We start from the raw sequence: 25201 nt of genomic DNA, 5'->3' as shown, positions 1-25201 counted from the left end.
GGGCTCCTCCAGTGTCACGACTCGCCGCATTGTGACAGCATGCGGCAGGCCCGCGGCCGAAACCCGCGGGGTGGGGCAATTTGTCCGAGCAATCTTGGTGAAAACACCGAATGTGTATGATTTTTCAGATTGTTTTCGAGGTTGCGGTCCATGCGTTGGAAAGTTTTTCTCAAGCCGCTGCTGGCGGTACTGGTGGGCGCCAGCCTGTGGCCTGCGGCGCAGGCACAGAATGCGGGCGATGAAGTGCTGCTGGACATGCAGCAGGCCTATCTCAAGCGCGACAAGCTGCGGCTCGCGCAGCTGCTGCCCGCCGCCCACGGCCATGTGCTCGAACCCTGGGCCGCCTACTGGGAGCTGCGCGCGCGGCTGGGCGAGGCCGGCTCCGACGAGGTGCAGGCTTTTCTGGCGCGCTGGGCCGGCACCTACCAGGAAGACCGCCTGCGCAACGACTGGCTGCGCCTGCTGGGCCAGCGGCGCGACTGGAGCAATTTCGCGGCGCTGCATCCGGCGTTTCGCATGGGCGACGACCGCGAGGTGCAGTGCTACGCCGGCGTGGTGGAGCTGCTGTCGGGCGGCAAGGCCGACGACATCGCGCGCACCGTCAAGGCCAACTGGTATGCCCAGCGCGACTATGAGGACGGCTGCAACTACGCGGCCGGCGAGCTGTTCACCGCCGGCAAGCTCAGCGAGGGCGACATCTGGCGCCGCGCCCGCATCGCGCTGGAGGCCGGGCGGCTGCGCGCCGCGCGCGCGGCGGTGGAGATCGTCGCGCCCATGCAGCTGCCGGCGCTGAAAGATGTGCTCAATGGCCCCACCAAGTATTTGACCAAGGCCAGGCTGCAGGGCAAGGTGCAGCAGGAGCTGGCCGCGCTGGCGCTGGTGCGGGTGGCGGCCGACAATCCCGACGGCGCGGCCACGCTGATGAGCGCCCGCTGGGGCGAGCTGCTGGCGGCCGAGCAGCGCGACTGGGTCTGGGGCGTGATCGGCAAGGAACAGGCGCTCAAGCTCTCGTCCGATGCGCTGGCGGCCTATGCCCGCGTGGGCAAGGACAGTCGCCTGAGCGACGACATGCTGGCCTGGAAGGCGCGCGCTGCGCTGCGCGTGGGCAACTGGCAGGCGGTGCGCAAGAGCATCGAGGCGATGAGCGACGAGGCCCGCGCCGACAGCACCTGGATCTACTGGCGCGCCAAGGCGCTGCAGCAGGGCAAGGTGAGCGAGACCGAGGCCAGCCAGGCGCGCGAGCTGTTCCAGAAGATCGCCGGCCCCCAGGGCTTCTACGAGCAGCTGGCGCTGGAGGAGCTGGGCCAGAAGGTCAGCATGCAAAGCGGCGCTCCCGGCATCGACGAGCAGGCCAAGGCCAGGGTGCGCGCCGACCCGAGCCTGGTGCGCGGCCTGTACGCCATCAACATCGGCCTGCGCAGCGAAGGCGTGCGCGAGTGGAACTACGGCGTCGCGCTGCACACGCCCGGCGGCTACGGCGATGCCGAGCTGCTGGCCGCCGCCGACTGGGCCTGCCAGCGCCAGGTGTGGGACCGTTGCATCAACACCAGCGAGCGCACCAAGTCGGTGGTGGATGTGCAGCAGCGCTTTCCCATGCCCTACAAGAGCGCGGTGGTGGCGCGCGCGGGCGAGATCGGGCTCGATCCAGCCTATGTCTACGGCCTGATCCGGCAGGAAAGCCGCTTCATCATGGATGCGCGCTCGGGCGTGGGCGCTTCGGGGCTGATGCAGATCATGCCGGCCACGGCGCGCTGGACCGCGCGCAAGATCGGCATGGCGGATTTCTCGCCCGCCGCCATCAACGACCGCGACACCAACATCACGCTGGGCACGGCCTACCTCAAGCTGGCGCTGGAGGATTTCGACGGCTCGATGGCGCTGGCCGCCGCCGGCTACAACGCCGGCCCGGGCCGCCCGCGCTCGTGGCGCAACGGCCCGGTGCTGGATGCCGCGATCTGGGCCGAGAACGTGCCTTTCGCCGAAACCCGCGACTATGTGAAGAAGGTGCTGTCCAACACCACCAGCTACGCGGCGCTGATCACCGGGCAGCCGCAGTCGCTCAGGAGCCGGCTGGGCACGGTGGGGCCGCGCGCAGCCGGGGCGCTCGAAGCCTACAAGGATCTGCCTTGAGGGGGTGAGCGGCCCGGTGTGCCAACTCAGAACTTCATGTTCGCGCTCAGCAGCACGGAGCGGGCCGCGCCGGGCGTATAGCGGCCGCCGTTGTTGTTGAGGTTGGCCAGGTATTTCTTGTTCGCCAGGTTGTAGATGTTGAGCTGCAGGCGCAGGTTCGGGTTGACCTGGTAAGCGGCGAAGGCATCGAAGACCCAGAAGTCCCGCGTGCGCAGCATGCTGGTGTTGGCGGCGTTGGCCGTGTTGTCTATCCTGCGCGATGTCGAGTCCTGGTAGCGGGCACCGCCGCCCAGGGTCAGGCCGTTGCCGAAGCTGTAGGTGGTCCAGCTGGTGAAGCTCATCCTGGGCGACCAGTACAGCTGCGCGCCGGTCTGGGTGTTTTCGCCCCTCACGACCTTGGTCGACATGTTCGCCAGGCCGGCGCTGATGTTCCAGGCCGGGGTGATCTGGCCGGCCACGCCGAGCTCGATGCCCTTGACCTGCTTCTTGCCGAACTGGGTCACTTCTCCGGTGGCGCGATCCACGGTGCTCAAATCGTTGCGCACCGTGGTCTGGAACAGCGCGCCAGTGAGCAGCAGGCGGTTGTCCAGCAGCTCCCACTTGCTGCCCAGCTCCAGGTTGACGGCCTTGGATGGGTCCATGTTGGGGTTGTCGATATTGCCTTCCCGCGCGCTCAGCGAGAAATTGCTGCCGCCCGGGGGCTGCTGCGAGGTGGAGACGCTGGCATAGACGCTGCCGTTGGCCGCCGGCTTGAACACCAGGCCGAGCTTGCCGCTCCACAGCGTGCCGCTGGTGCGCAGCTGCGTTCGGGTCTGCACGCCGGTGGTGGCGTTCGGCGCGGTGATGCTGTCGTTGCTGGTGCGGTAGCGGTCCATGCGCAGGCCGCCGATGAGCTGCCACTGCGGCGTGAACTCGATGTTGTCGAAGGCGTAGAGCGCCAGCGTCTTGGTGTCGCCCTTGCTTTGCTGGCCCGAGAAGACGATGTTCTGGCCGCTGATGGGATCGTCCGGATCGGGGTGGTACAGGTTGGCCGGCGGCGCGGTGCCGGCGCCTGAGCGGCCCTTGGAGAGCTGCTTTTCATAGATCAGCTCCAGTCCGGTGGACAGCGAGTGCTTCAGGCCCCCGGTGTCGAAGCGGGCCGTCAGGTTCGTCTGGTTGGTGACCAGGGTGTTCTCTTGCCAGCGCAGCTGGCGCGAGCGCGAGGCGGTCCAGGTGGTGGGGTCGATCCGGGCCACGGCGTTCGCGCCGCGCCCGTCGCTGACGATGCCCGAGGTGCCGGTGATCAGCTGGTCGATCTTGTTGCGGCTCACCCGGGTGGTGTTGCGCAAGGTGGTGCCGGCGGCGAGATCATGCTCGATGCGCACGGTGGCCTGGTCCAGGCCGGTGCGGCTGTAGTCGCTCAGGCTACCGTAGAAGTTCGATGGGTTGACACCGGGGATGTGGCCGACATCGATGCCCGCGCTCGCCAGCAATGCGTTGAGGTAGCCGGGCAGGCCCACCGTGGGCACGCCGCCGTCGGGGCGGTTGTCATAGCGCAGCAGCTGCAGGTCGGCGGTGATGCGCGTGGGCGTGCCCAGGCCGAACGCGATCGATGGCGCGATGCCTATGCCTTTGTTGCGCACGAAGTCGCGGCCTGGCGCGCCGCTGTTCTGGCCCATGGCATTGAGCCGGAAGGCGGTGGTGTCGTTGATCTGCCGGTTCAGGTCGATGGTGGCGCGCTTGCGGTCGGCGCTGCCGCCGGAGACGCGCCCTTGCGTCAGCGTGCCGGCGAACGGCGTCTTGGTCTCCATGTTGACGCTGCCCGAAGGCGCGCCGCGGCCATATTCGGAGCCGGATGCGCCCTTGATCACCTCGATCTGCTCCACGTTGAAGGTGTCGCGCACGCTGCTGCCAAGGCTGCGCACGCCATCGGCGAAGATGCTGCCGCTGGTGTCGAAGCCGCGCATGAAGATGCTGTCCTTGGCATTGGAGTTGCCGCCTTCGCCCAGCAGCAGCGTCACGCCGGGGGTGTTGCGCAGCGCCTCCTGCAAGGTGGTGGCGTTTTGCTCCGCCATCACCTCCTGGGGGATCACCGTGATGGTCTGCGGCGTATCCACCAGCGGCTGGGTGAACTTGGGCGACGACAGCGCCTCGGGCTTGTAGCCGCCCTGGCGGGCGCCTTTCACATGCACTTCCTTGAGCGTGAGCTCCTGGCTGGTGGCTGGTGTCGTTTGCGCGTGCGCCGGCAGGCCCAGCGCCAGCACGGTGGCGGCCAGGCTGGCTGCATGCGGCAGGGCCGGGGTTGGCGGGCGTTTGCGGCTGACGATATAGACGGAGGTATGCGCCATGCGGGTACTCCTGTGTCGAAAGAGGAAGAAACCGGCTGGCGGTGGGAGCGCCGCTGCGGCGCCCATGGGCTGGCTGAGAGGATCAGGCGGCGCAGGCGGTGTTGCCATTCCTGCGCGTCGCTTGATTCAATCGATTGTAACTATTGAAATTAAACTATCGGTTGTTTTTTTGAAACGCATGCGTGGCCTGGGGCCTGGCAGGCCTGGCGTTCTATGCGTTGAGCACCCAGTCGCCCTCGCGCGACGCCGCGCCGGAGCGCTCCAGCTCCGCCACGAGCTGCACCATCCAGTCCGCGCGGCCCTGGCCGGCGAAATAGCGGGCGTGGAGGATGCCGAAATACGGCGTCGCGGCGGCCCAGGCCTGCAGCTCGGCGGCGCGGATGCGCTGCCACTCCAGCAGCTTGTACTTGAGCAACACCTTGGCCGCATAGAGCGCGTGGCGCTCGGGGTGGCGCACAAAGCCTTCGAGCCGGCGGCGCGCCTGCACGAGAGCCGGGGCCAGCCCGGTGAACACCGGGCCGTGGCCGGGGATGACGACGCGCGGCTGCAGCCGCTCGATCACATCGAGCGTGGCCGCGACTGCGTCGAACGCGGCCGTGCCCTCGATCTCGGGGAAGACCACGCCAAAGCCGTTCTCCCACAGCGCATCGGCCGATACCAGCGTGCGGCTGGCGGGCTCGAACAGCACCACCGAGTGCGGATCGTGCCCCGGCGCCGCATGCACCTGCCAGCGCCGCTCGCCCAGCAGCGCCTCGGTGCCGGGCGCGAGCAGCTCGTCGAAGGCAAAGCGCGGGCAGTGCTGGCCGGTGGGCGCGTAGCTCAGCGCCGCCTCATCCCAGGCGGCCACCGCCCGCGCCTCGCCGGGGGCGATGGCGATGCGCGCCGCGGGCCAGCGCGCCCGCAGCGCGGCATTGCCGCCGCAGTGGTCGCTGTGCAGGTGGGTGTTGGCGATGCGCGCCAGCGGCGCGCCGTTCAGTGCCGCCTCCACCAGCGCCACCGTCTGCCCGGCATGGGTGTGGTAGCCGGTGTCGACCACCGCCGCCTCGCCCGCCTGCCCCGGGCGCACCGCCAGCACGATGTTGTTGGCAGACAGCCAGCCGCGCTCCAGGACCTGGACGCCGGGGGGGAGTTCGTAGGCAGCGGTGTTCATGCGCGCAAGCGTAGCAGTTTGCCCGGCTTGGCGGGCAAGGGGCGGCACGAGCCGGGCACGGGCCGCGGCTTCTACAATCCGCCCATGACCAGCCAGCCCCCTGCGCTCGACAAGCTCGATCGCGCCATCCTCCAGTGCCTGCAGGGCAATGGCCGCGAAACCTATGACGTGATCGGCGAGCGGGTCGGCCTGTCGCCCAGCGCGGTGCTGCGCCGCGTCAAGCGGCTGGAGGAGGGCGGTGTGATCGACCACTACGTGGCCCTGCTGCGCCCCGAGGCGGTGGGGCTGGGGATGACGGCCTATCTGAATGTGCGGCTGGAGAAGTTCACCGACGCGCACAAGCGCAGCCCCATGGACCTGTTTCGCGCCAGCGTGGCGGCCTGGCCCGAGGTGGTGGAGTGCGTGGCGCTGACCGGCGAGATGGACTACCTGCTGCGCGTGGTGGTGGCCGACATGGCGCACTACAGCCGCTTCGTGATGGACACCCTGCTGCGCCACCCCAGCGTGCAGGACTGCAAGACCAGCTTCGTGCTCGAGAGGGTCAAGAACACCACTGCGCTGCCGCTGGAGTGGTAAGCGCATACTGCCGCCGCTAAGTGCACCATGGCAGGAGGGAATTGCACACTGGTTCACAATGTTGCGGTGCAGCATAATTGCGCTTCCTAGGGGAAACCCTTATATTGAGGGGCATGATGATGACTAAAGAATGGTTTCAAGACACGATGGGCGCCGGCTTGCAGGCGTTTGGCCCGTTCTTGGGTCGTTCCAATCCGCAGCCCGATGGCTCGCCCGGCGGCGGGCGCAAAAGGCGCGGCAGTGCTGCACTGGTGCCGATCCGCGCGCTCAGCGAGCGCCACCGCCCGCGCATCGCGGCGCACCTGCTCAGCCTCGACGAGACCGACCGCTACCTGCGCTTCGGCTACAGCGCGAGCGACGCGCAGATCGAGCGTTACGTGGAGCAGCTCGATTTCAAGCGCGACGACATCTACGGCATCTTCAACCGGCGCCTCAAGATGATCGCGATGGCGCATGTGGCCTTCGCCGACACGCCGGGCATGGAAAGCTGCGCGGAGTTCGGCGTCTCGGTGCTGAAGACGGCCCGCGGCAAGGGCCTGGGTGCCCGGCTGTTCGACCGCGCGGTGATGGATGCGCGTGCCCACGGCGTGCACATGCTCTTCATCCATGCGCTGTCGGAGAACACGGCCATGCTCCGGATCGCCCGCAATGCCGGCGCCAAGGTCGAGCGCGACGGCTCCGAGTCCGAGGCCTACCTGAAGCTGCCGCCCGCCGGCTTCGACACGCGCATGGCCGATCTGGTGGAGAACCAGATGGGCGAGATGGACTACCAGTTCAAGAAGCAGGCCCGGCAGTTCTGGGGCTTCCTGGCCACGGTGCAGGAAGTGCGCCGCAGCGTGCAGGAAGGGCGGCACCGCTCTGGACAATAGGCGCTATTTCGCGATTGTGAGTGCTTTGCGCGGGTTTCGAAGAATCCGCTATCCTAGGGGCCTGTTTCACTACCGCACGTCCTGCATTCCAAGACAGTGTCAGACCCCCATCCTTCGCGCTTTCCCGAGAAAGAAGACAAGCGCAGCTTCCTGCAAAAGGTTGTTGAATTCATCCACCCCGGCCCCGATTCGCCCGACGAGCTGATCGAGACCCTGGCCGAGGCCGAGGACAATGAGGTGATCAATGCCGACTCCCGCGTGATGCTGGAGCGGGTGATCCGAATGGAAGGCATGACGGCGGGCGACGCCATGGTGGCCGCGCCGCGCATGGATCTGGTCGACATCGATGCCGACTACGACGACGTGCTGCGTGCGGTGATCAGCACCGCGCATTCGCGCTTTCCGGTGTACCAGGGCGAGCGCGAGAATATCATCGGCATCCTGCTGGCCAAGGATTTGCTCAAGCTGCAGCGCTCGCCGCAGCTGAACATCCGCGCGCTGCTGCGCCCGGCGGCGTTCGTGCCCGAGAGCAAGGGCCTGAACGACCTGCTGCGCGAGTTCCGCGGCAACCGCAACCACCTGGCCATCGTGATCGACGAGTTCGGCCGCGTGGCGGGGCTGATCACCATCGAGGACGTGCTCGAACAGATCGTCGGCGAGATCGAGGACGAGTTCGATATTCCCGAGGAAGAAGGCGATATCTTCGCGCTGGCCGACGACACCTACCGCATCTCGGGCGACACCCCGGTCGAGCGGGTCGCAGAGAGCTTCGGCGTGCAGCTGGAGAGCAGCGACCCGGACGAATCCTTCGAGACCATCGGCGGGCTGATCTCCCACGAACTGGGCCATGTGCCCAAGCGCGGCGAGCAGATCATGCTGGGCGGCCTGCATTTCGAGGTGCTGCTCACCAAGGGCGGCGCGGTGCGCTGGTTCCGCGTGCAGCGCAGCGCGGCCGCGGCCGTCAACGGCGCCGCCGCCTGATGCCTGCCTTCACCCGCTGATGGGCGCCACCGCTGAATCCCGCTGGCGCTGGCCCGTGGCCGCCGCCATCTGCGTGCTGGCCGGCGTGCTGCAGGCCTGGTCGCTGGCCTGGCCCTGGCCCGGCGCCGGCAGCCTGCTGGCCCACGGGCAGCCGCTGTGGTGGCTGCAGCTGCTGTCGCTGGCCGTGCTGGCGGCGCAGGTGCAGCGCGCAGCGCGCGCCCGGCAGGCGGCCTGGCTGGGCTGGCTCTTCGGCACCGCCTGGCTGAGCGCCACCTTCTGGTGGTTGTTCATCAGCATGCACACCTATGGCGGCCTGCCCGCACCGCTGGCGGCCCTGGCGGTGCTCGCGCTGGCCGGCTTCCTGGCCCTCTACTACGGCCTGGCCTGCTGGGCGTACCGCCGCTGGCGGCCGCCGGGCGGCCTGGGCTGCGCGCTGCTGTTCGCCGCGCTCTGGCTGCTGGCGGAGCTGGCGCGGGGCGTGCTGTGGACCGGCTTTCCCTGGGGCGCTGGCGGCTATGCCCATGTCGATGGCCCGCTGGTGCCGCTGGCCCGCTGGGTGGGCGTGTACGGCTTGGGCGCAGTGGCGGCGGCGGCGGCCATGGTGCTGGCCCTGTGGCGGACCGACTGGCTGCGGCGCCCGGCGCTGTACCTGGCGCTGGCACTGGCCGGCGCGGTGCTGCTCACGCTGGACTGGCAGCGCGAGCTGGCGCTGAACGCGGGCGCAGACCCGGCGCACAAGCCGGTCGATGTGGCGCTGCTGCAGGGCAATATCCCGCAGGACGAGAAGTTCCAGCCCGGCTCGGGCGTGCCGATGGCGCTGGACTGGTACGGGCAGCAGCTGGCCGCGGCCCAGGCCAGCTTGGTGGTGGCGCCGGAGACAGCGATCCCGGTGCTGCTCAAGGACGTGCCGCCCAACTACTGGCAGGCGCTGGAGCAGCGCTTTGCCGGCGGCCGGCAGGCGGCGCTGATCGGCGTGCCGCTGGGCAATTTCACCGAGGGCTATACCAACTCCATGGTGGCGCTGGCGCCTTCGGGCCAGGGCTACCGCTACGACAAGCACCACCTGGTGCCCTTTGGCGAGTTCATTCCGCCGATGTTCCGCTGGTTCACCGATCTGATGCACATCCCGCTCGGCGATTTCAACCGCGGCGGCGTGGGCCAGGCCTCGTTCGCCTGGGCGGGCGAGCGCTGGGCGCCCAATATCTGCTACGAAGACCTGTTTGGCGAAGAGCTGGCGGCCCGCTTCACCGACCCGGCGCGCGCGCCCACGGTGCTGGTGAATGCCAGCAATATCGCCTGGTTCGGCGACTCGATCGCCATCGACCAGCACCTGGCGATCAGCCGCATGCGCACGCTGGAGCTGGAGCGGCCCATGCTGCGCGCGACCAACACCGGGGCGACGGCCGTCATCGACTACCGGGGCGAGGTGCGGCAGCAATTGCCGCACCACACCCGCGCCGTGCTGAGCGCGCAGGTGCAGGGGCGCGATGCGCCGGTCACGCCCTTTGCCTGGTGGGCCGCCCGCCTGGGGCTGTGGCCGCTGTGGCTGCTGGGCGGTGTGCTGGCCACGGCCCTGGCCTGGCATGGCCGGCGCCAGGGCCGCGTTGTGCGCTGAATGGTTTCGGCGGCAGATCGGCAGCATTGCGCATCATTTGATGCGTGATGCAGGCTTTTACGGCCTCGGCTCGTTGGTCGATACTTGCTTGCACAATCTGACCAAAGCTACGTTTTTTGCGCAAAGCACAGTGAAATTGATGGCTTTCTCATGTGGCGCGGCTTCGGTTAGGCTGGATAATGTGGGGTATTTCTATAGAGTTTCGCCCTGCGAGATAAGAAGCGGCGGCGCTGTCCGCCCCCTGGAGCACGAACCATAATGGCTGATTCTTTTTCCTACGAACAACTCATAGCCTCGGGAGAGGGCAAGCTGTTTGGTCCCGATAGCGGCCGCCTGCCGCTGCCGCCGATGCTGATGTTCGATCGTATCACCCACATCGACGACAAGGGCGGTGCGTTCGGCTTGGGCAAGATCGTCGCGGAACTCGATGTTCGGCCGGATTTGTGGTTTTTTGAATGCCACTTCCGGGGAGATCCGGTCATGCCCGGCTGCCTGGGGCTGGACGCCATGTGGCAGCTGATCGGCTTTTACCTCACCTGGCTGCGCCTGCCCGGCCGTGGCCGTGCCCTGGGTGCCGGCGAGGTGAAATTCACCGGCGAGGTCGGCCCCGAGGTGAAGCTGGTAACCTACGAAATCGACATCAAGCGCGTGATCAAGCGCAAACTGAACATGGCCATCGGCGATGCGCGCCTGCTGGCCGATGGCAAGGAAATCTACGTCGCCAGCGATCTGCGCGTGGGACTGTTCCTGCGTGAGGGCGATGCGAAGGAAGCTGCATGAAGCGTCGGGTGGTTATCACGGGGGCGGGCATCGTCTCCTGTATCGGTAACGATTGGGCCTCGGTCGAGGCCTCGCTGCGCGAAGGCCGTTCGGGCATTCGCGCCATGCCTGAATTCAAGGAGCTGGGCCTGCGCAGCCAGGTGGCCGGCAAGCCCGACATCGACGTCGAGGCACGCATCGACCGCCGGCAGCTGCGCTTCATGGGCGATGCCGCCGCCTATGCGCAGATTGCGCTCGAAGACGCGATCGCGCAGGCGGGCCTGGCGCCCGAGCAGATCAGCCACCCGCGCACTGGCCTCATCATGGGCTCGGGCGGCGGCTCGCCCGCGAACCAGATCGAGGCCGCCGACACGCTGCGCAGCAAGGGCATCCGCCGCGTTGGCCCCTACCAGGTCACGCGCTGCATGGGCTCGACGGTGTCGGCCAACCTGGCCACCAACTTCAAGATCAAGGGCATCAACTACTCCATCACCTCGGCCTGCTCCACCTCGGCGCACTGCATAGGCGCGGCCGCGCAGCAGATCGCCTGGGGCATGCAGGACGTGATGTTCGCCGGCGGCGGCGAAGAGCTGTCCTGGGGCCTGGCCATGCTGTTCGACGGCATGGGCGCCATGTCCAGCAAGTACAACGACGAGCCCGAGAAGGCCTCGCGCGCCTACGATGCCGGGCGCGACGGCTTCGTGATCGCCGGCGGCGGCGGCGCGGTGGTGCTCGAAAGCCTGGAGCATGCCCAGGCCCGTGGCGCCACCATCCTGGCCGAGATCGTGGGTTTCGGCATTTCCTCGGACGGCGAAGACATGGTCGCCCCGTCGGGCGAGGGCGCGGTGGCCGCCATGCGGCAGGCCATCGCCGGGCTCGACGGCGCGATCGACTATGTCAACACCCACGGCACCTCGACCCCCGTGGGCGACATGCAGGAAGTTGGCGCGCTGAAGACGGTTTTTGGCGACAAGGTGCCGCCGTTTTCCTCCACCAAGTCGCTGACCGGCCATTCGCAGGGTGCCACTGGCGCGCAAGAGGCCATCTACTGCCTGATCATGCTGAACAAGGGCTTCATCGCCGGCTCGGCCAATGTGGACGCGCCCGATCCGGCCCTGGGCGACATGCCGCTGGCCACGCAATCGCGCGCTGCCGAGCTGCGCCAGGTGATGTCCAACAGCTTCGGCTTCGGCGGCACCAACGCCTGCCTGGTGCTGCGGCGCTGGGAAGATTGACAAATCCTCTGCCCAAAACAAGGCGCCTTCGGGCGCCTTTTTGCCGCTGCTGCCAACTTGCGGCGCCAAGCCCCTAGAATCAACAGCTTCGATCCAGCAGGCGCCGTGCCTGCGCCAACGGTCTTTGAGAACATGCGCACATTCCAACAAATCATCCTCACGCTGCAGCAATACTGGGACGCCCAGGGCTGCGCGCTGCTGCAGCCTTATGACATGGAAGTGGGCGCTGGCACCTCGCATACCGCGACTTTCCTGAGGGCCATCGGCCCCGAGCCCTGGAAGGCCGCCTATGTGCAGCCCAGCCGCCGCCCCAAGGACGGCCGCTATGGCGAGAACCCGAACCGCCTGCAGCACTACTACCAGTACCAGGTGGTGCTCAAGCCCGCGCCGGCCAATATCCTGGAGCTGTACCTGGGCTCGCTGGAGGCGCTGGGGTTCGATCTGAAGAAGAACGACATCCGCTTCGTCGAGGACGATTGGGAAAACCCCACGCTGGGCGCCTGGGGCCTGGGCTGGGAGGTCTGGCTCAACGGCATGGAGGTGACGCAGTTCACCTACTTCCAGCAGGTCGGCGGCATCGACTGCAAGCCCGCCACCGGCGAGATCACCTATGGCCTGGAGCGCCTGGCCATGTACCTGCAGGGCGTGGACAATGTCTACAACCTGAAGTGGACCGACACGCTGAGCTACGGCGACGTCTACCACCAGAACGAGGTGGAGCAGTCCACCTACAACTTCGAGCATTCGGATGCCGATTTCCTGTTTACCGCGTTCAACGCGCACGAAAAGCAGGCCAAGCACCTGATGGAGCAGCAGCTCGCGCTGCCGGCCTACGAGCAGGTGCTCAAGGCGGCCCACACCTTCAACCTGCTGGATGCGCGCGGCGCGATCAGCGTGACCGAGCGCGCCGCCTACATCGGCCGCATCCGCAACCTGGCCCGCGCGGTGGCGCAGAGCTACTACGAAAGCCGCGAGCGCCTGGGCTTTCCGATGGCGCCGCGCGAATGGGTGGCGCGGATGACTCCCAAGGCTGCATAACGCGCCCATGCCTACGATCTTCTCGCATGTCGCCGTGCCCGTGGCCGCCACGCTGGCGCTGGGCAGCCGCCGCGTGCCGCCCGGCATGCTGCTGGCGGGCATGCTGGCCGCGATAGCGCCGGATTTCGATGGCGTCCCGCACCAGTTCGGCATCAACCTGGGTGTGAACCTGGGGGGCATGTGGGGCCACCGCGGCTACACGCACACGCTGGGCTTCGCGCTGGCGCTCGGGCTGGTGGGCCTGCTGCTGGCGCGGCGCTGGGGCGTGCCGCGCCTGGCCGGCTATGCCTGGATGGTGCTGTGCTGCTTCTCGCACCCGCTGCTGGACATGCTGACCAGCGGCGGCAGCGGCATCGCCGCGCTGTGGCCTTTCACATCCGAGCGATTTTTCAGTCCCTGGCGGCCGATCGAGGTATCGCCGATCGCGGCAACCCGCTTTTTCTCGCAGCGCGGCCTGCAGGTGGTGAGCAATGAGCTGTTCACCGTATGGTTCCCCTTGCTGACCATCGGCCTGTCGATTTTCGCGCTGCGCCATACCCGGAAATCCTGATGACTTCGTCCCAGAACCTACTCGTTGAACTGTTCGTTGAAGAGCTGCCGCCCAAGGCGCTGAAAAAGCTTGGCGATGCCTTTGCGCAGGCCCTGCTGGCGCAGCTGCGCCACCAGGGCCTGGCCTCGGACGCCTCGCGCCTCACCGCCTATGCCTCGCCGCGCCGCCTGGCGGCGCACATCACGGCCGTGCTGCCCAAGGCCGCCGACAAGCAGGTGTCGCAAAAGCTCATGCCGGTGAGCGTGGGGCTCTCGGCCGATGGACAGGCCACGCCGGCGCTGCTCAAGAAGCTGGCGGCGCTGGGCGCCGATGCCTCGGCCGTCGCCGGCCTCCAGCGCGCGCAGGACGGCAAGGCCGAGGCGCTGTTCTACGACAGCACCGCGCCCGGTGCGCTGCTGGCCGATGGCCTGCAGAAGGCGCTGGCCGAGGCGATTGCCAAGCTGCCGATTCCCAAGGTGATGACCTACCAGCTCGAAAGCGGCACCCCGCTGCCGGGTTGGGACAGCGTGCAGTTCGTGCGCCCGGCCCATGGCCTGGTGGCGCTGCATGGCAGCGCGGTGGTGCCGGTGACGGCGCTGGGCCTGGCGGCGGGCAACACCACGCACGGCCACCGCTTCGAGGCCCAGGCCGATCCGGTGCAGCTCGCCGATGCCGATGGCTACGCCGCCGTGCTGGCCGAGCAGGGCGCGGTGATCGCCAGCTTCGATGCGCGCCGCGCGGCGATCGAGTCCCAGCTGAAGGCGGCCGCCGCCAAGGCCGGCCAGGCGCTGACGCCCATCGAGGACGACGCCTTGCTCGACGAGGTGACCGCCCTGGTCGAGCGCCCGAACGTGCTGGTCTGCGAGTTCGAGCCCGAATTCCTCGGCGTGCCGCAGGAATGCCTGATCCTGACCATGAAGGCCAACCAGAAGTACTTCCCGCTGCTGGATGCGGGCGGCAAGCTCACCAACCGCTTTTTGGTGGTCAGCAACATCAGCCCGCAGGATGCCAGCGCGGTGATTGGTGGCAACGAGCGCGTGGTGCGCCCGCGCCTGGCCGATGCCAAGTTCTTCTTCGACCAGGACCGCAAGAAGAGCCTGGAATCGCGCGTGCCGCTGCTGGCCAAGGTGGTCTACCACAACAAGCTCGGCACCCAGGGCGAGCGCGTGGAGCGCGTGCGCGCGATTGCCAGGCTGATAGCCGCGCAAATGGGCGCCGATGCGGCCCAGGTCGACCAGGCCGCGCTGCTGGCCAAGACCGACCTGCTGACCGACATGGTCGGCGAGTTCCCCGAGCTGCAGGGCACCATGGGCCGCTACTATGCGCTCAACGACGGCCTGGATGCGGCCGTGGCGGACGCCATCGAAGACCACTACAAGCCCCGCTTTGCCGGCGACGAGCTGCCGCGCGGCGCTGTCGGCGTGGTGGTGGCGCTGGCCGACAAGCTCGAAACCCTGGTGGGCATGTTCGGCATCGGCAACCTGCCCACCGGCGACCGCGATCCGTTCGCGCTGCGCCGCCATGCGCTGGGCGTGATCCGCATGCTGGTCGAGAAAGACCTGCCGCTGGACCTGCAGCCGCTGCTGGCCGGCAGCCTGCCCGCCTTCGGCGACAAGGTGCAGGATGCCAGCGCGCAGCTGCTCGACTTCATCTACGAGCGCCTGGCCGGCAGCCTGCGCGAGCAGGGCTTCAGCGCCCAGGAGGTGGACGCGGTGCTGGCGCTGCGCCCGCAGCGCCTGTCGGATGTGCCAAAGCGCCTCGACGCGGTGCGCGCCTTTGCCGCGCTGCCCGAGGCGCAGGCGCTGGCCGCCGCCAACAAGCGCGTGGGCAATATCCTCAAGAAGGCCGATGGCGCGGTCGCGGCGCGGGTGGATGCCGCGCTGCTGGCCGAGGCCGCCGAGAAGGATTTATACGCCGCGCTGCAGTCGGTCGCGCCCCAGGCGCAGCAGCAATTCGCCGCCGGCGACTACACCGCCAGCCTGCAGACCCTGGCCGCGCTGCGCGCGCCGGTGGATGCCTTTTTCGAGCATGTGATGGTCAACGCCGACGACCCGGCGCTCAAGGCCAACCGCCTGGGCCTGCTGGCTACGCTGCACGAGGCCATGAACCGCGTGGCCGACCTCTCGCGCCTGGCCGCGGCCTGATCCCGCCCTGCCCGCGCCTCGGGACTTGCCCCGTGGCGCGGCGCGGGGCCCGCCGATATGCTGCCGGCATGCATTCATGTAGGAGGGAGCGGCAATGAAACTGGCAGTCCTGGATCGCTACGGCACGCTGTGCGCGGAGCCGCCGCCCCACACGCCGCGCCTGGGCGAATGGAACGCCTTGCCAGGCGCGCTGGAGGCGGTTGCGCGCCTGAACCAGGCGGGCTGGCATGCGGTGCTGATGACCACCCAGCCGGGCCTGGGGCGCGGGCTCTACGATTGCGCCGCGCTCAACGAATACCACCGCCAGATGTACAAGCAGCTGGCCGCCGCCGGCGCCAAGCTGGATGCGGTGTTCTTTTGCCCGCATGCCCCCGAGGACCAGTGCGACTGCCTGGCGCCCCAGGCCCAGCTGCTGCGCCAGGTGCTGGAGCGTTTTGGCGTGGAGGCCTCGAAGGTGGCGGTCATCGGCAGCCGCGGCGCCTTGCTGCAAGCCGGAGCGGTGGTGGGCGCGCGCCTGTACCGCGTGGGCACCGCGGCGCTGCCCGGCGTGGAGCTGCCCGAGCTGCCCATGCCCTGCATACCAGCCTACGACACCTTGCAGGACTGCGTGGCCGCGCTGGTCGAGCGCGAGCATGGGTGTGCCGCGGCCGCGCCGGCCTGATACGGTTTCGCAATCAAACGATAACTTTGTTGCTTCGCCTGGTCGTACCACCTGTACTGCCTGCGGCTTCGTGTCGCGTTCTCGATTGATTGCGAAACCGTATGAGGCCCGGGATGCATTGACATGGCCGTGTCATGCGCGCCGGGCAGGATGGCGGTTTTCATCCTGATCCGCATTTCGTCGCATGTTCTCCATTCACCGTATTGCCGCCGGCGCGCTGCTGGCTTGCGCAGCCCTCTCGTGCGTCCAGGCGCAGCAGGCCTATCCCGCCACGCTGGCGGGCCACGCCGTGCTGCCGGCGCAGAGCTTCATTCCCGCGCCCAAGGATGCGCCCGCCGACCTGCAGGCCAGCGGCAAGTTCACCACCGCGCAGCGCGCTGACCAGCTGGGCAGCATCGAGGGGCTGTCGGCCGGCCGGCCCACCGGCGTGTCGCTGCCGTTCAAGGGCCAGCCCTTGCAAGGCCATTCGGGCATCAAGCGCATGGCCGATGGCTCGTTCTGGATACTCACCGACAACGGCGCGGGCGCCAAGGCCAATTCGCCCGACTTCATGCTCTACCTGAACCACTATGCCGTGGATTTCAAGAGCGGCCAGTTCCAGCGCAAGCAGACCGTGTTCCTGCACGACCCCGACAAGAAGGTGCCGTTCCGCATCGCCGAGGAAGGCAGCCGGCAGCGCTACCTGACGGGCGCGGACTTCGATCCCGAGAGTTTCCAGTTCGCGGGCGGCGCGCTGTGGATCGGCGAGGAGTTCGGCCCTTATCTCATCAAGGCCGACTTGAACGGCAAGGTGCTGGCGGTGTTCGAGACCCAGGTGGATGGCAAGGTGGTGCGCTCGCCCGACCACCCCGCCGTCACCACCGCGGGCGCGCCGGATGCCAAGGCGCCGGCGTTCCAGATCAAGCGCTCCAAGGGTTTCGAGGGCATGGCCTCCAGCAAGGATGGCAGCAAGCTCTACGCGCTGCTCGAAGGCCCGGTGTGGAACGAAGACGCCAAGGCCTACGAGGCTGTGGATGGCAGGCAGTACCTGCGCGTGCTCGAATTCGACGTGAAGCGCGAGCAATGGACGGGCCGCTACTGGAAGTACCCGCTGGAGGCCAACCAGCATGCCATCGGCGACTTCAACATGATCGACGAGAGCACCGGCCTCATCATCGAGCGCGACAACGGCGAAGGCACGGCCGACAAGGCCTGCCCCGCAGGCGAGAAGCGCCAAGACTGCTTCCACGATCTCGCGAAGTTCAAGCGCATCTACAAGGTGGAGCTCACCGACGCCAACGCGGGCGGCGAGCTGCGCAAGATCGGCTACATCGACCTGCTGGACATCCAGGACCCGCGGCGCCTGGCGCGCAAGCCGCTCAATGGCGGCGTGCTCAGCTTCCCGTTCTTCACCATCGAGAATGTGGACGTGGTGGACGGCTCGCACATCGTGGTCGGCAACGACAACAACCTGCCTTTCAGCTCCAGCCGCGAGCCCAACCGGGCCGACGACAACGAGCTGGTGCTGCTGGAGGTGGGCGATTTCCTGAAGGCCCGCTAAAAGGGGCGGCTACGAGCCGCTGCGGCGCATGGCCCGCGACTGCGCGTGCACCGCCTCGACCAGCGCCGCCACATGCTCGGGCGGCGTGAACTGGCTGATGCCGTGGCCCAGGTTGAAGATGTGCGTGGGGCCGGTGGCGGCCTGGTCGGTGTGCGGCGCGCCAAAGCTCTCCAGCACCGCGCGCACCTGCTCGGCGATGCGCGCGGGCGGCGCGAACAGTACGTTCGGGTCGATATTGCCCTGCAGCGCATGGCGCGCGCCGACGATGGCGCGGGCCTGGCCCAGGTTGGCGGTCCAGTCCAGGCCCAGCACCTCGCAGTCCAGGTCCTTCATGGCCTCCAGCCAGATGCCGCCACCCTTGGTGAAGACGATGCGCGGCACGTCGGCGCCGTCCACGCCGCCACGCCTGAGCTGCGCCAGCACGCGCCGGGTGTAGGCCAGGCTGAACTGCTGGAAGGCGCCATCGGCCAGCACGCCGCCCCAGCTGTCGAAGATCATCACCGCCTGGGCGCCGGCGTCGATCTGCGCGTTCAGGTAGGCGGCCACGCTGTCGGCATTGACCGCGAGGATGCGGTGCATCAGATCGGGGCGGCTGTACATCAAGCTCTTGACGAGGCGGTAATCGTCGCTGCCCTTGCCCTCGACCATGTAGCAGGCCAGCGTCCAGGGGCTGCCCGAGAAGCCGATCAGCGGCACGCGGCCGTTCAGCGCGCGGCGGATGCTGGTGACCGCATCGAACACATAGCGCAGCTTGTCCATGTCGGGCACCGCGAGTGCGGCCACCGCCGCCTCGTCGCGCACCACCTTGGCAAAGCGCGGGCCTTCGCCCTCGGCGAACGACAGGCCCAGGCCCATGGCATCGGGCACGGTGAGGATGTCGCTGAACAGGATGGCCGCATCCAGCGGGAAGCGCTCCAGGGGCTGCAGCGTCACCTCGGTGGCATAGTCCACATTCGTGGCCAGGCCCATGAAGCTGCCGGCCTTGGCGCGCGTGGCCTTGTACTCGGGCAGGTAGCGGCCGGCCTGGCGCATCAGCCACAGCGGGGTGTAGTCGGTGGCCTGGCGGCGGCAGGCGCGCAGAAAGCTGTCGTTCGACAGCGGGGCGAAAGTCGTGCTCATGCCCGCATTGTCGTTCACCGCGGCGCCGCTCTTGCGGCAAAAAGGGCGCGGCAGCCGCCCGGTATTGATATCAATCCGGGGCTGCGCAATCAGGCCGGGTGCTGTGTGCTCTTGTTTTGATAGTGCGGGCCGGCGCTGCGCGGGGGGTAGATGCGCTCGCCGGCCGGCAGCAGCAACTGCTGCTCGGCCTGCTGCTGCAGCAGGGCCAGCGCGGCATCGAGCTGCCCGAGCGCGGCGGGCGCCAGCGGCGCGAGCATGCGCAGGTTGATCTCGCGGATCTGCGGAAACAGCGCCTGGTGCAGCTGCCGGCCGGCAGCGCTGAGCTGCAGCACCGCCAGGCGCCGGTTGCCGGGCCAAGCCTGCCTGTGTACCAGCCCCTTGGCCTGCAGCGAGGCGATGGCCCGCGAGATGCGGGCGCGGTCCAGCTCCAGCCGCTCGGCCAGCGCCGAAGGCGGCAGCCCCGGCTGCTGCGCCAGCCACATCAGCACGCCCCATTCGCGCCGGGTGATGCCGTACTGCCCCTCGCACAGCCGCGTGACCAGCCGCGCCGATACTGCGGCGAGCTTGGCGAGCCGGTACAGCAGCAGGTCGCTGGCCTGCTGCGGATCGGTGAGCGGATGGGCGGCTGCGGGGGCTGGCATGCGGGAAATTCCTCACAACAGTTGATTTCAACAATCGTCTTGATGCTGGCTACATTGTGGCAACGGCCGGCCGCGCAGCATCGGCAGGCCGATAGATCGTTCGGTGAATAGCTTATGGCCTGCGCGATGAAGCCATGGTGCACCATGTTCGGTTTTTGATTTGTGGAGAGCAACAACATGATCCAGCGCCGCCAGTTCCTGACCCAGTCCGCCGCCTTTGCGGGCGCGCTCAGCGGCGCCGCCGCACTGCCCGCCTGGGCCCAGGAGCATACCTTGCGCGTGGTGGTGGGTTACCCCGCCGGCGGCTCCAGCGACCGGGTGGCGCGCATCGTGGCCGACAAGCTGCAGGCCGCGCTGCGCCAGCCGGTGATCGTGGAGAACAAGGTAGGCGCGGGCGGGCGCGTGGCCGCGCAGTACGTGAAGAACGCGCCGCCCACCCAGCCCATGCTGATGCTGGCCAACCCCGCGGTGATGGTAGTGGCGCCGCTGGTGATGAACGAGGTGGGCTACGACGCGGCCCGCGATTTCGTGCCGGTCAGCGAGGTCAACAGCTATGTGTTCGGCGTGGCCGTGTCCACCGCCGTGCCGGTCAAGGAGCTCAGGCACCTGCTGGCCTGGCTCAAGGCCAACCCCAGCCAGGCCAACATCGGCGTGCCGGCCACCGGCAGCCTGCCGCACTTCTTTGCGCTGATGCTGGGCCAGCAGGCCGAGGTGAAGGCCGAGGCGGTGGGCTACAAGGGCTCGGCGCCGCTGGTGACCGACCTGATCGGCGGGCAGATTCCGGCGGCGGTGGACACGCTGGACGTGCTGCTGCCCCAGCACGAGGCCGGCAAGCTGCGGCTGCTGGCCGTCTCCAGCGAGCAGCGCCATCCGCTGGCGCCGCAGGTGCCCACGCTCAAGGAGGCGGGCGTCAATCTGGCGGCCGCGGGCTGGAACACCTTTTTCGCCTCGCGCAGCATGCCGTCGGCCCAGGTGGCGCGCTACGAGGCGGCGATCCGCGCCGTGATGCAGGAGCCCGAGACGGTGCGGCAGTTCAGGTCGTCCAATCTCGATCCGGTGGTGGCCAGCGCCGCCCAGACCCGCCAGCGCCTGGCCGCCTACCGCCAGCAATGGGAGCCGGTGATCCGCGCGTCGGGCTACCGGCCCTGATATTGGCCTGGAAGCATTCGATGACACGCCCCAATATCATCTTCATCGTCGCCGACGATCTGGGCTATGCCGACCTGGGCTGCTACGGCGGCCGCGACGCCGGCTTCGGCCCGGTCTCGCCGGTGCTCGACCGCCTGGCGGCCAACGGCCTGCGGCTCACCCAGGGCTATGCCAATTCGCCGGTATGCTCGCCCACGCGCTTTGCGCTGATGACCGCGCGCTACCAGTACCGCCTGCGCGGCGCGGCCGAGGAACCCATCCGCACCGCCACGCGCGGCAACGACCAGCTCGGCCTGCCGCCCAGCCACCCGACGCTGCCGTCGCTGCTCAGGGACGCGGGCTACCGCACCGCGCTGATGGGCAAGTGGCACCTGGGCTACCCGCCGCACTTCGGCCCGCTGCGCTCGGGCTATGAGGAATTCTTCGGCCCCATGTCGGGCGGCGTGGACTATTTCACGCACTGCGGCGCCAACGGCCAGCACGACCTGTGGTTCGGCGACGAGGAGAAGGCGCAGCAAGGCTATCTCACCGACCTGATCACCGACTACGCGGTGGACTACATCGAGCGCATGGCCGGGGGCGCGCGGGCCGGCACGCCGTTCTTCCTGAGCGTGCACTACACCGCGCCGCACTGGCCCTGGGAGACGCGCGAGGACGAGGCGCTGGCGCGCGAGCTGCGCGACAGCCAGCAGGCCATCTACCATCTGCATGGCGGCAATGTAGAGAGCTACCGCCGCATGATCCACCACATGGACGAAGGCATAGGCCGGCTGATGCAGGCGCTGTACACGCAGGGGCTGGTGCGCGACACGCTGGTGGTCTTCACCAGCGACAACGGCGGCGAGCGCTTCTCGGACAACTGGCCGCTGGTGGGCGGCAAGATGGACTTGACCGAGGGCGGCATCCGCGTGCCGTGGATCGCGCACTGGCCGGCGGCGGTCGCGCCCGGCGGCGTGAGCCGCCAGGCCTGCATGACCATGGACTGGTCCGCCACCATGCTGGAGCTGGGCGGCGCCGTGGCGCCCGCCGGCTACGCCTGGGATGGCGCCTCGCTGCAGCCGCTGCTGCGCGATGCCCGGTGGCTGCAGGAGCGGCCGCTCTTTTGGCGCATGAACCACCGCGGCCAGCGCGCCATGCGCGCCGGCGACTGGAAATACCTGCGCGTGGACGGCATCGACTACCTTTTCGACTTGGCGGCCGATGAGCGCGAGCGCGCCAACCTGGCCCAGGTGGCGCCCGCGCGGCTGCAGGCCATGGTCAGCGCCTGGGAAGCCTGGAACGCCGGCATGCCGGCGATTCCGGGCGAGGCGACGGTGAGCCTGTGCTACACCGAGCAGGACATGCCGCAGCGCTGACGCCTATTTGCCGGCCCGGCGCCTGCGCTGGCGGCTGAGCGCGGCACCCACCCCGAAGATGCCGGCAGAGGTGAGCAGCAGGGCAGCGCCGCCCACGGCGGGCACCGGTGTCGGCGTGGCAGCGGGTACCGCCTTGTCGTCGTCCTGCACCTCGACCTGGGCCGGCCCACCGGCCACTGTGTAGAGCCCGGCCGTGCTGGGCGGCGCCACCGATAGCGTTGCGGTCACGCTGCCGTCGCCCACCACGGTATTGGGCGTGGCGGTAATGGTGCAACTGGCCGATGTGGCGCCTGCGGCGATCAGCAGCGGGCTGGCGCAGGTGCTGGTGTAGCGCGGGTTGGACGCGGGCAGATTCAGGTTCACGCTCAGGCCGTCCGGCCCCGCGGGCGAGGTGGAGCTCACCGTGCAGGTCGAGACTTGGTTGGGCGAGTCGGTGATGGTGGGTGGCACGCAGGCCACGCTCACTTGCGCAGCGGTGTAGCTGCAGCTCAGCTCGGCCGCGGCGGCTGTACCCATCTGGCCCAATGCGGTGTTGAATTGCGCAGGCGGCGCGATGGTATTGGTCACGCTGGGAGTTGCCAGGCAGGCGCCGATGCCAGCGTTGGTCCCGGGCCACTGCACCTGGGCCGTGATCTGGCAGCCTGCCACCGGAATGGTGGTCCCCGACAGGCCAACGCTGCTGCTGCCCGCCGTGGCCGACAGCGTGCCCCCCGTACAGGTGTGTGTGGCGCTGACCAGTTGCAGCGGCGCAGGCAGCGCATCGGTCACGTTCACGCCGGGCACGGGCGTATCCGGGGTCGTATTGCTCAAGGTGATGGTCAGCGTGCTCTGGCCGCCGGGCTGTACCGCAGCGGGCGCAAAGCTCTTCGTGACGCTCGGCGCATCGGCCACCGAGAGGCTATGTATCGTGAAGTCGGTATTGCCGCTATGGTTGACTTGGACCCGAAGTACGCGCAAGTTGGCAGGCAAGTGCACATAGTAGCTGTCCGACTGAATGCAGTTGTTGTTGGGCGCATTGGTATACAGAGTCAGTACTCCAGCAGAATTGTCATAGTGCTGGAGCCCGGTGCCGCAGTAACCTGAGCCGCTGGTTTGACCGGTGTATTGGCCGGGCAGGTTACGAAAATCACAGGCCTCCAGGCCTGTGCCTGCGGCATTCATGCAATCGCCGCTGATATCAGTCCAGGTGTCGTAACGCTGATCCGATATCCAGAAATTCTGGGCCACCACCTGACTGCCCAGTTGGTAGGTGAACGTGGCAGTGCTGCGTGCCTGGCTCACAACCACGCCGGTGCGGGCATTGCCGGCCCCCACAAAGGGCGCTGCCAGTGGATTGGGCCCGCCGTCATTGCCGGCATTGGCGAACCCGATGGGTGCATTGCCGGACACCGTCATGGTCACGCTGCCATCGTTGCTGGTCAGCGTTGCGGGATAGCTGGCTACCGAGGGTGCCGTTTGTCCGGAGAAATCGATCCAGCGGTAATTCGGGCCAACCTGCGCCTGCGCGGCGAGGCCGGAAAGCAGCAGTGAGAGCATGACCAGAGCGCGGCCACCACTACCCCGCAATGATCGAAAAGAAAGCGCAGTCCCGTGGACTGAAAGGAAAGATCTGATATTCAACATACTTGTTCTCCATGCAAATGAGCAGTCCCCGATGGCTCTTGGCACCCTTGGAGTCATTGGGCGACGATCTGCTGGCACGGGTGCCGGAACTAGGCACGCCCTGGCATGCATTCTGGTAATTTTTAGATTTCCAAAATTATCAGACGCTCTTTGATAGAACAGGTATATGAATTGTCAACTCCAGGCGGAGTGCGCACGCCAGCAACGCAGGTGCGTGAGTGCGCCAGAGACCGGCTGCCTGCGCGGGGTCAGCCCCACAGCCCCGGCTTGTCGCCTCCTACCTTGGTGGCGATCAGCCCGATGCCCGAGAGCAGGCCGAGGATGACCGCGAACAGGTAGACCGCGTTGGCGATGGCCAGGCTCAGGCTGTAGCTCCACTGCAGGCCGCTGCACAGTGCCGCGTTCGGGTAGATGTCGCCGCACTGGCTGAGCGCGGGCATGTGCATGTACCACAGCAGCGCCAGCGCGGCAAAGCCGATGGCCAGCGCCGCGCCGATGGCATTGCGGTGGTAGCGCAGCGCCAGCAGCAGCGAGAGCGGCACGGCCGTGCCCCAGAGCAGCATCAGCAGCCAGCTCGCCAGCGGTGCGCGGGCCAGCAGCTGCTGCAGCCCGGCCCACTTGGGCAGCTCGGCCAGCAGCGCCAGCACATTCCATTCCATCGGCAGGACGATGCCGGCAATCGCCAGGCTGGCCAGCAGGATGCCGAAGCACACCAGCTTGGGCGAATGGTGCGGGGCGCCGGCGCGGGAGGTATGAACGATCGAGGCCATGGTGCATCTCCTGGTGGGCACCGCGGCAGGCACGCCGGCGGTGCGGTTCATACAGCCATGGCGGAGCGGTGGGAGGATTCGCAGCCAGACCGCCACGGCACCATGGCCCCACTATAGGGCCATGGTGCCGTGTTGGCTAGCCGGGCCTGGCATGCATGCGACGCGCATGCGGCCATGCCCCCTGTGGCGTCAGCGCAGCGCGCGCCGGCCCAGCCAGGCGGCAGCCGCGCCCAGCGCCAGCAGGGCCCACGGCGCATTGGCGGGTACGGGCGTGGGCGTGGGCGTGCCCGTGTTGCCGCCGCCCGTTTGCCCCTTGGGGGTGGTGGCGCTGCACGAAGCCTGCTGAGCGCCGCCCTGGCTGCAGGCGGCGCCGCCGGGCACGGTGGCCGTGGCGGTGTTTTCGGTGCTGGCGACGGCGCTGCTGCCGGCCTGGGCGGTGATCTGGTAGCTCACCGTGGCGCCGGGCTGCAGGTCGAAGGTCTGGTTCAGCAGCGCGGCTGGCACGGTGGCGCTGCCCGCAGGCGCGGCGCAGGCCTGCACCGGCGTGCCGCCGCTGGCGCTGCAAGTCCAGCTGGCCGATACCAGGCCGGGCGGGAAGGCATCGCTTAGCTGCAGCTGCGCCGCCGCCACCATGCCCACGTTGGCTACGGTGACGGTGTAGCTCACCGAGCCGCCGGCAGCCACCGGCCCGGCGGTGCTGGAGGTCTTGGCGATGGTGATCTCGGGCTTGGGAGACACGCTGTTGCCAGGCGTGGTGGCGCTGCACGACGCCTGCTGCGCGCCGCCCTGGCTGCAGGCGGCGCCGCCGGGCACGGTGGCTGTGGCGGTGTTTTCGGTGCTGATGACCGCCGCGGCGTCGGCCAGCGCGGTGATCTGGTAGCTCACCGTGGCGCCGGGCTGCAGGTCGAAGGTCTGGTCGAGCAGCGCGGCTGGCGCGGTGGCGCTGCCCGCAGGCGCGGCGCAGGCCTGCACCGGCGTGCCGCCGCTGGC

The 25201-nt window shown here is 68.3% G+C and carries 20 protein-coding genes and 1 pseudogene; 14 read left to right on the top strand and 7 right to left on the bottom strand.

Annotated elements, in window-relative coordinates; genetic code table 11:
• Window positions 1-150 precede the first annotated feature (150 nt).
• Window positions 151-2130 carry a lytic transglycosylase domain-containing protein gene (locus tag ACODRX_RS06525; RefSeq protein ID WP_488870363.1) on the top strand — a complete coding sequence of 660 codons (1980 nt, stop codon included), beginning with the start codon at window positions 151-153 and terminating at the stop codon, window positions 2128-2130.
• A gap of 26 nt (window positions 2131-2156) precedes the next feature.
• Here ACODRX_RS06525 and ACODRX_RS06520 read toward each other — a convergent pair whose 3' ends face one another.
• Together ACODRX_RS06520 and ACODRX_RS06515 are read right to left on the bottom strand one after the other, a co-directional pair.
• The gene (locus tag ACODRX_RS06520) at window positions 2157-4457 is read right to left on the bottom strand and encodes a catecholate siderophore receptor Fiu (protein ID WP_488870361.1); all 2301 of its coding nucleotides are present in this window, start codon (window positions 4455-4457) and stop codon (window positions 2157-2159) included.
• Window positions 4458-4668: 211 nt separating this feature from the next.
• Window positions 4669-5607 (bottom strand): MBL fold metallo-hydrolase, encoded by a 939-nt coding sequence (locus ACODRX_RS06515; protein WP_488870359.1) that lies wholly within the window; start codon window positions 5605-5607, stop codon window positions 4669-4671.
• An 84-nt stretch (window positions 5608-5691) separates the two neighbouring features.
• Between ACODRX_RS06515 and ACODRX_RS06510 the strand changes: the two genes are divergently transcribed.
• The 11 genes from ACODRX_RS06510 to ACODRX_RS06460 all read left to right on the top strand — a co-directional run bounded on the left by ACODRX_RS06510 (window position 5692) and on the right by ACODRX_RS06460 (window position 17554).
• Window positions 5692-6183, top strand: a complete 492-nt coding sequence (locus ACODRX_RS06510) for an Lrp/AsnC family transcriptional regulator (protein ID WP_488870358.1) — start codon at window positions 5692-5694, stop codon at window positions 6181-6183.
• Between the two features lie 113 nt (window positions 6184-6296).
• Window positions 6297-7052 (top strand): GNAT family N-acetyltransferase, encoded by a 756-nt coding sequence (locus ACODRX_RS06505; RefSeq protein ID WP_488870356.1) that lies wholly within the window; start codon window positions 6297-6299, stop codon window positions 7050-7052.
• Window positions 7053-7148: 96 nt separating this feature from the next.
• Window positions 7149-8033 carry a CorC family transporter gene (locus ACODRX_RS06500; RefSeq protein WP_488870354.1) on the top strand — a complete coding sequence of 295 codons (885 nt, stop codon included), beginning with the start codon at window positions 7149-7151 and terminating at the stop codon, window positions 8031-8033.
• 19 nt (window positions 8034-8052) lie between these two features.
• Window positions 8053-9648 (top strand): apolipoprotein N-acyltransferase, encoded by a 1596-nt coding sequence (gene lnt / locus ACODRX_RS06495; RefSeq protein ID WP_488870352.1) that lies wholly within the window; start codon window positions 8053-8055, stop codon window positions 9646-9648.
• 258 nt (window positions 9649-9906) lie between these two features.
• On the top strand, window positions 9907-10428 hold the full coding sequence (gene fabA / locus ACODRX_RS06490; RefSeq protein WP_488870350.1) for a 3-hydroxyacyl-[acyl-carrier-protein] dehydratase FabA: 522 nt from the start codon (window positions 9907-9909) through the stop codon (window positions 10426-10428).
• Window positions 10425-11642 carry a beta-ketoacyl-ACP synthase I gene (gene fabB, locus ACODRX_RS06485; RefSeq protein WP_488870349.1) on the top strand — a complete coding sequence of 406 codons (1218 nt, stop codon included), beginning with the start codon at window positions 10425-10427 and terminating at the stop codon, window positions 11640-11642. Before fabA ends, fabB begins: the two co-directional genes overlap by 4 nt.
• A 132-nt stretch (window positions 11643-11774) precedes the next feature.
• On the top strand, window positions 11775-12680 hold the full coding sequence (gene glyQ, locus ACODRX_RS06480) for a glycine--tRNA ligase subunit alpha (RefSeq protein ID WP_488870348.1): 906 nt from the start codon (window positions 11775-11777) through the stop codon (window positions 12678-12680).
• A gap of 7 nt (window positions 12681-12687) precedes the next feature.
• Entirely contained in the window at window positions 12688-13230 is a 543-nt protein-coding gene (locus ACODRX_RS06475) for a metal-dependent hydrolase (RefSeq protein ID WP_488870347.1), read from the top strand.
• Window positions 13230-15353: a glycine--tRNA ligase subunit beta gene (gene glyS, locus ACODRX_RS06470; RefSeq protein ID WP_488870345.1), complete on the top strand. Its 2124-nt coding sequence runs from the start codon at window positions 13230-13232 to the stop codon at window positions 15351-15353. The genes ACODRX_RS06475 and glyS overlap by 1 nt, the downstream gene beginning before the upstream one ends.
• Before the next feature lie 94 nt (window positions 15354-15447).
• A complete protein-coding gene (locus ACODRX_RS06465) occupies window positions 15448-16014 on the top strand; it encodes a D-glycero-alpha-D-manno-heptose-1,7-bisphosphate 7-phosphatase (RefSeq protein ID WP_488870344.1) in 567 nt (188 codons plus the stop codon).
• A 184-nt stretch (window positions 16015-16198) separates the two neighbouring features.
• Window positions 16199-17554: an esterase-like activity of phytase family protein gene (locus ACODRX_RS06460; RefSeq protein ID WP_488870342.1), complete on the top strand. Its 1356-nt coding sequence runs from the start codon at window positions 16199-16201 to the stop codon at window positions 17552-17554.
• A gap of 9 nt (window positions 17555-17563) precedes the next feature.
• Here ACODRX_RS06460 and hemE read toward each other — a convergent pair whose 3' ends face one another.
• Together hemE and ACODRX_RS06450 are read right to left on the bottom strand one after the other, a co-directional pair.
• Window positions 17564-18673: a uroporphyrinogen decarboxylase gene (gene hemE, locus ACODRX_RS06455; RefSeq protein ID WP_488870341.1), complete on the bottom strand. Its 1110-nt coding sequence runs from the start codon at window positions 18671-18673 to the stop codon at window positions 17564-17566.
• 89 nt (window positions 18674-18762) lie between these two features.
• Complete coding sequence (locus ACODRX_RS06450) at window positions 18763-19314, bottom strand: MarR family winged helix-turn-helix transcriptional regulator (protein WP_488870339.1); 552 nt, start codon at window positions 19312-19314, stop codon at window positions 18763-18765.
• A 177-nt stretch (window positions 19315-19491) separates the two neighbouring features.
• On the opposite strand from ACODRX_RS06450, the gene ACODRX_RS06445 reads away from it, so the two are divergent.
• Together ACODRX_RS06445 and ACODRX_RS06440 are read left to right on the top strand one after the other, a co-directional pair.
• Entirely contained in the window at window positions 19492-20463 is a 972-nt protein-coding gene (locus ACODRX_RS06445; RefSeq protein ID WP_488870337.1) for a Bug family tripartite tricarboxylate transporter substrate binding protein, read from the top strand.
• A 20-nt stretch (window positions 20464-20483) separates the two neighbouring features.
• Entirely contained in the window at window positions 20484-21818 is a 1335-nt protein-coding gene (locus ACODRX_RS06440) for a sulfatase family protein (RefSeq protein WP_488870336.1), read from the top strand.
• Window positions 21819-21821: 3 nt separating this feature from the next.
• Here ACODRX_RS06440 and ACODRX_RS06435 read toward each other — a convergent pair whose 3' ends face one another.
• From ACODRX_RS06435 to ACODRX_RS06425, 3 genes and pseudogenes are all read right to left on the bottom strand, one after another.
• On the bottom strand, window positions 21822-23441 hold the full coding sequence (locus ACODRX_RS06435; protein ID WP_488870335.1) for a DUF7933 domain-containing protein: 1620 nt from the start codon (window positions 23439-23441) through the stop codon (window positions 21822-21824).
• Between the two features lie 248 nt (window positions 23442-23689).
• The gene (locus ACODRX_RS06430; RefSeq protein ID WP_488870334.1) at window positions 23690-24211 is read right to left on the bottom strand and encodes a hypothetical protein; all 522 of its coding nucleotides are present in this window, start codon (window positions 24209-24211) and stop codon (window positions 23690-23692) included.
• A 189-nt stretch (window positions 24212-24400) separates the two neighbouring features.
• Window positions 24401-25201, bottom strand: a pseudogene (locus ACODRX_RS06425) (hypothetical protein); the annotation flags it as partial.

The sequence above is a fragment of the Comamonas sp. FG99 genome (assembly GCF_057808605.1).
Note: the sequence above shows the minus strand (reverse complement) of the source record. Positions and strands in the feature narration are given on the sequence as shown.

Bases quoted from the DNA above. Each gene is read 5' to 3' on its own strand.
- lnt (WP_488870352.1), top strand. From the start codon at position 8,053: ATGGGCGCCACCGCTGAATCCCGCTGGCGCTGGCCCGTGGCCGCCGCC.
- ACODRX_RS06465 (WP_488870344.1), top strand. From the start codon at position 15,448: ATGAAACTGGCAGTCCTGGATCGCTACGGCACGCTGTGCGCGGAGCCG.
- fabA (WP_488870350.1), top strand. From the start codon at position 9,907: ATGGCTGATTCTTTTTCCTACGAACAACTCATAGCCTCGGGAGAGGGC.
- hemE (WP_488870341.1), bottom strand. From the start codon at position 18,673: ATGAGCACGACTTTCGCCCCGCTGTCGAACGACAGCTTTCTGCGCGCC.
- glyQ (WP_488870348.1), top strand. From the start codon at position 11,775: ATGCGCACATTCCAACAAATCATCCTCACGCTGCAGCAATACTGGGAC.
- ACODRX_RS06445 (WP_488870337.1), top strand. From the start codon at position 19,492: ATGATCCAGCGCCGCCAGTTCCTGACCCAGTCCGCCGCCTTTGCGGGC.
- ACODRX_RS06520 (WP_488870361.1), bottom strand. From the start codon at position 4,457: ATGGCGCATACCTCCGTCTATATCGTCAGCCGCAAACGCCCGCCAACC.
- ACODRX_RS06440 (WP_488870336.1), top strand. From the start codon at position 20,484: ATGACACGCCCCAATATCATCTTCATCGTCGCCGACGATCTGGGCTAT.
- ACODRX_RS06450 (WP_488870339.1), bottom strand. From the start codon at position 19,314: ATGCCAGCCCCCGCAGCCGCCCATCCGCTCACCGATCCGCAGCAGGCC.
- ACODRX_RS06430 (WP_488870334.1), bottom strand. From the start codon at position 24,211: ATGGCCTCGATCGTTCATACCTCCCGCGCCGGCGCCCCGCACCATTCG.
- fabB (WP_488870349.1), top strand. From the start codon at position 10,425: ATGAAGCGTCGGGTGGTTATCACGGGGGCGGGCATCGTCTCCTGTATC.
- ACODRX_RS06505 (WP_488870356.1), top strand. From the start codon at position 6,297: ATGATGATGACTAAAGAATGGTTTCAAGACACGATGGGCGCCGGCTTG.
- ACODRX_RS06515 (WP_488870359.1), bottom strand. From the start codon at position 5,607: ATGAACACCGCTGCCTACGAACTCCCCCCCGGCGTCCAGGTCCTGGAG.
- glyS (WP_488870345.1), top strand. From the start codon at position 13,230: ATGACTTCGTCCCAGAACCTACTCGTTGAACTGTTCGTTGAAGAGCTG.
- ACODRX_RS06475 (WP_488870347.1), top strand. From the start codon at position 12,688: ATGCCTACGATCTTCTCGCATGTCGCCGTGCCCGTGGCCGCCACGCTG.
- ACODRX_RS06510 (WP_488870358.1), top strand. From the start codon at position 5,692: ATGACCAGCCAGCCCCCTGCGCTCGACAAGCTCGATCGCGCCATCCTC.
- ACODRX_RS06435 (WP_488870335.1), bottom strand. From the start codon at position 23,441: ATGTTGAATATCAGATCTTTCCTTTCAGTCCACGGGACTGCGCTTTCT.
- ACODRX_RS06525 (WP_488870363.1), top strand. From the start codon at position 151: ATGCGTTGGAAAGTTTTTCTCAAGCCGCTGCTGGCGGTACTGGTGGGC.
- ACODRX_RS06460 (WP_488870342.1), top strand. From the start codon at position 16,199: ATGTTCTCCATTCACCGTATTGCCGCCGGCGCGCTGCTGGCTTGCGCA.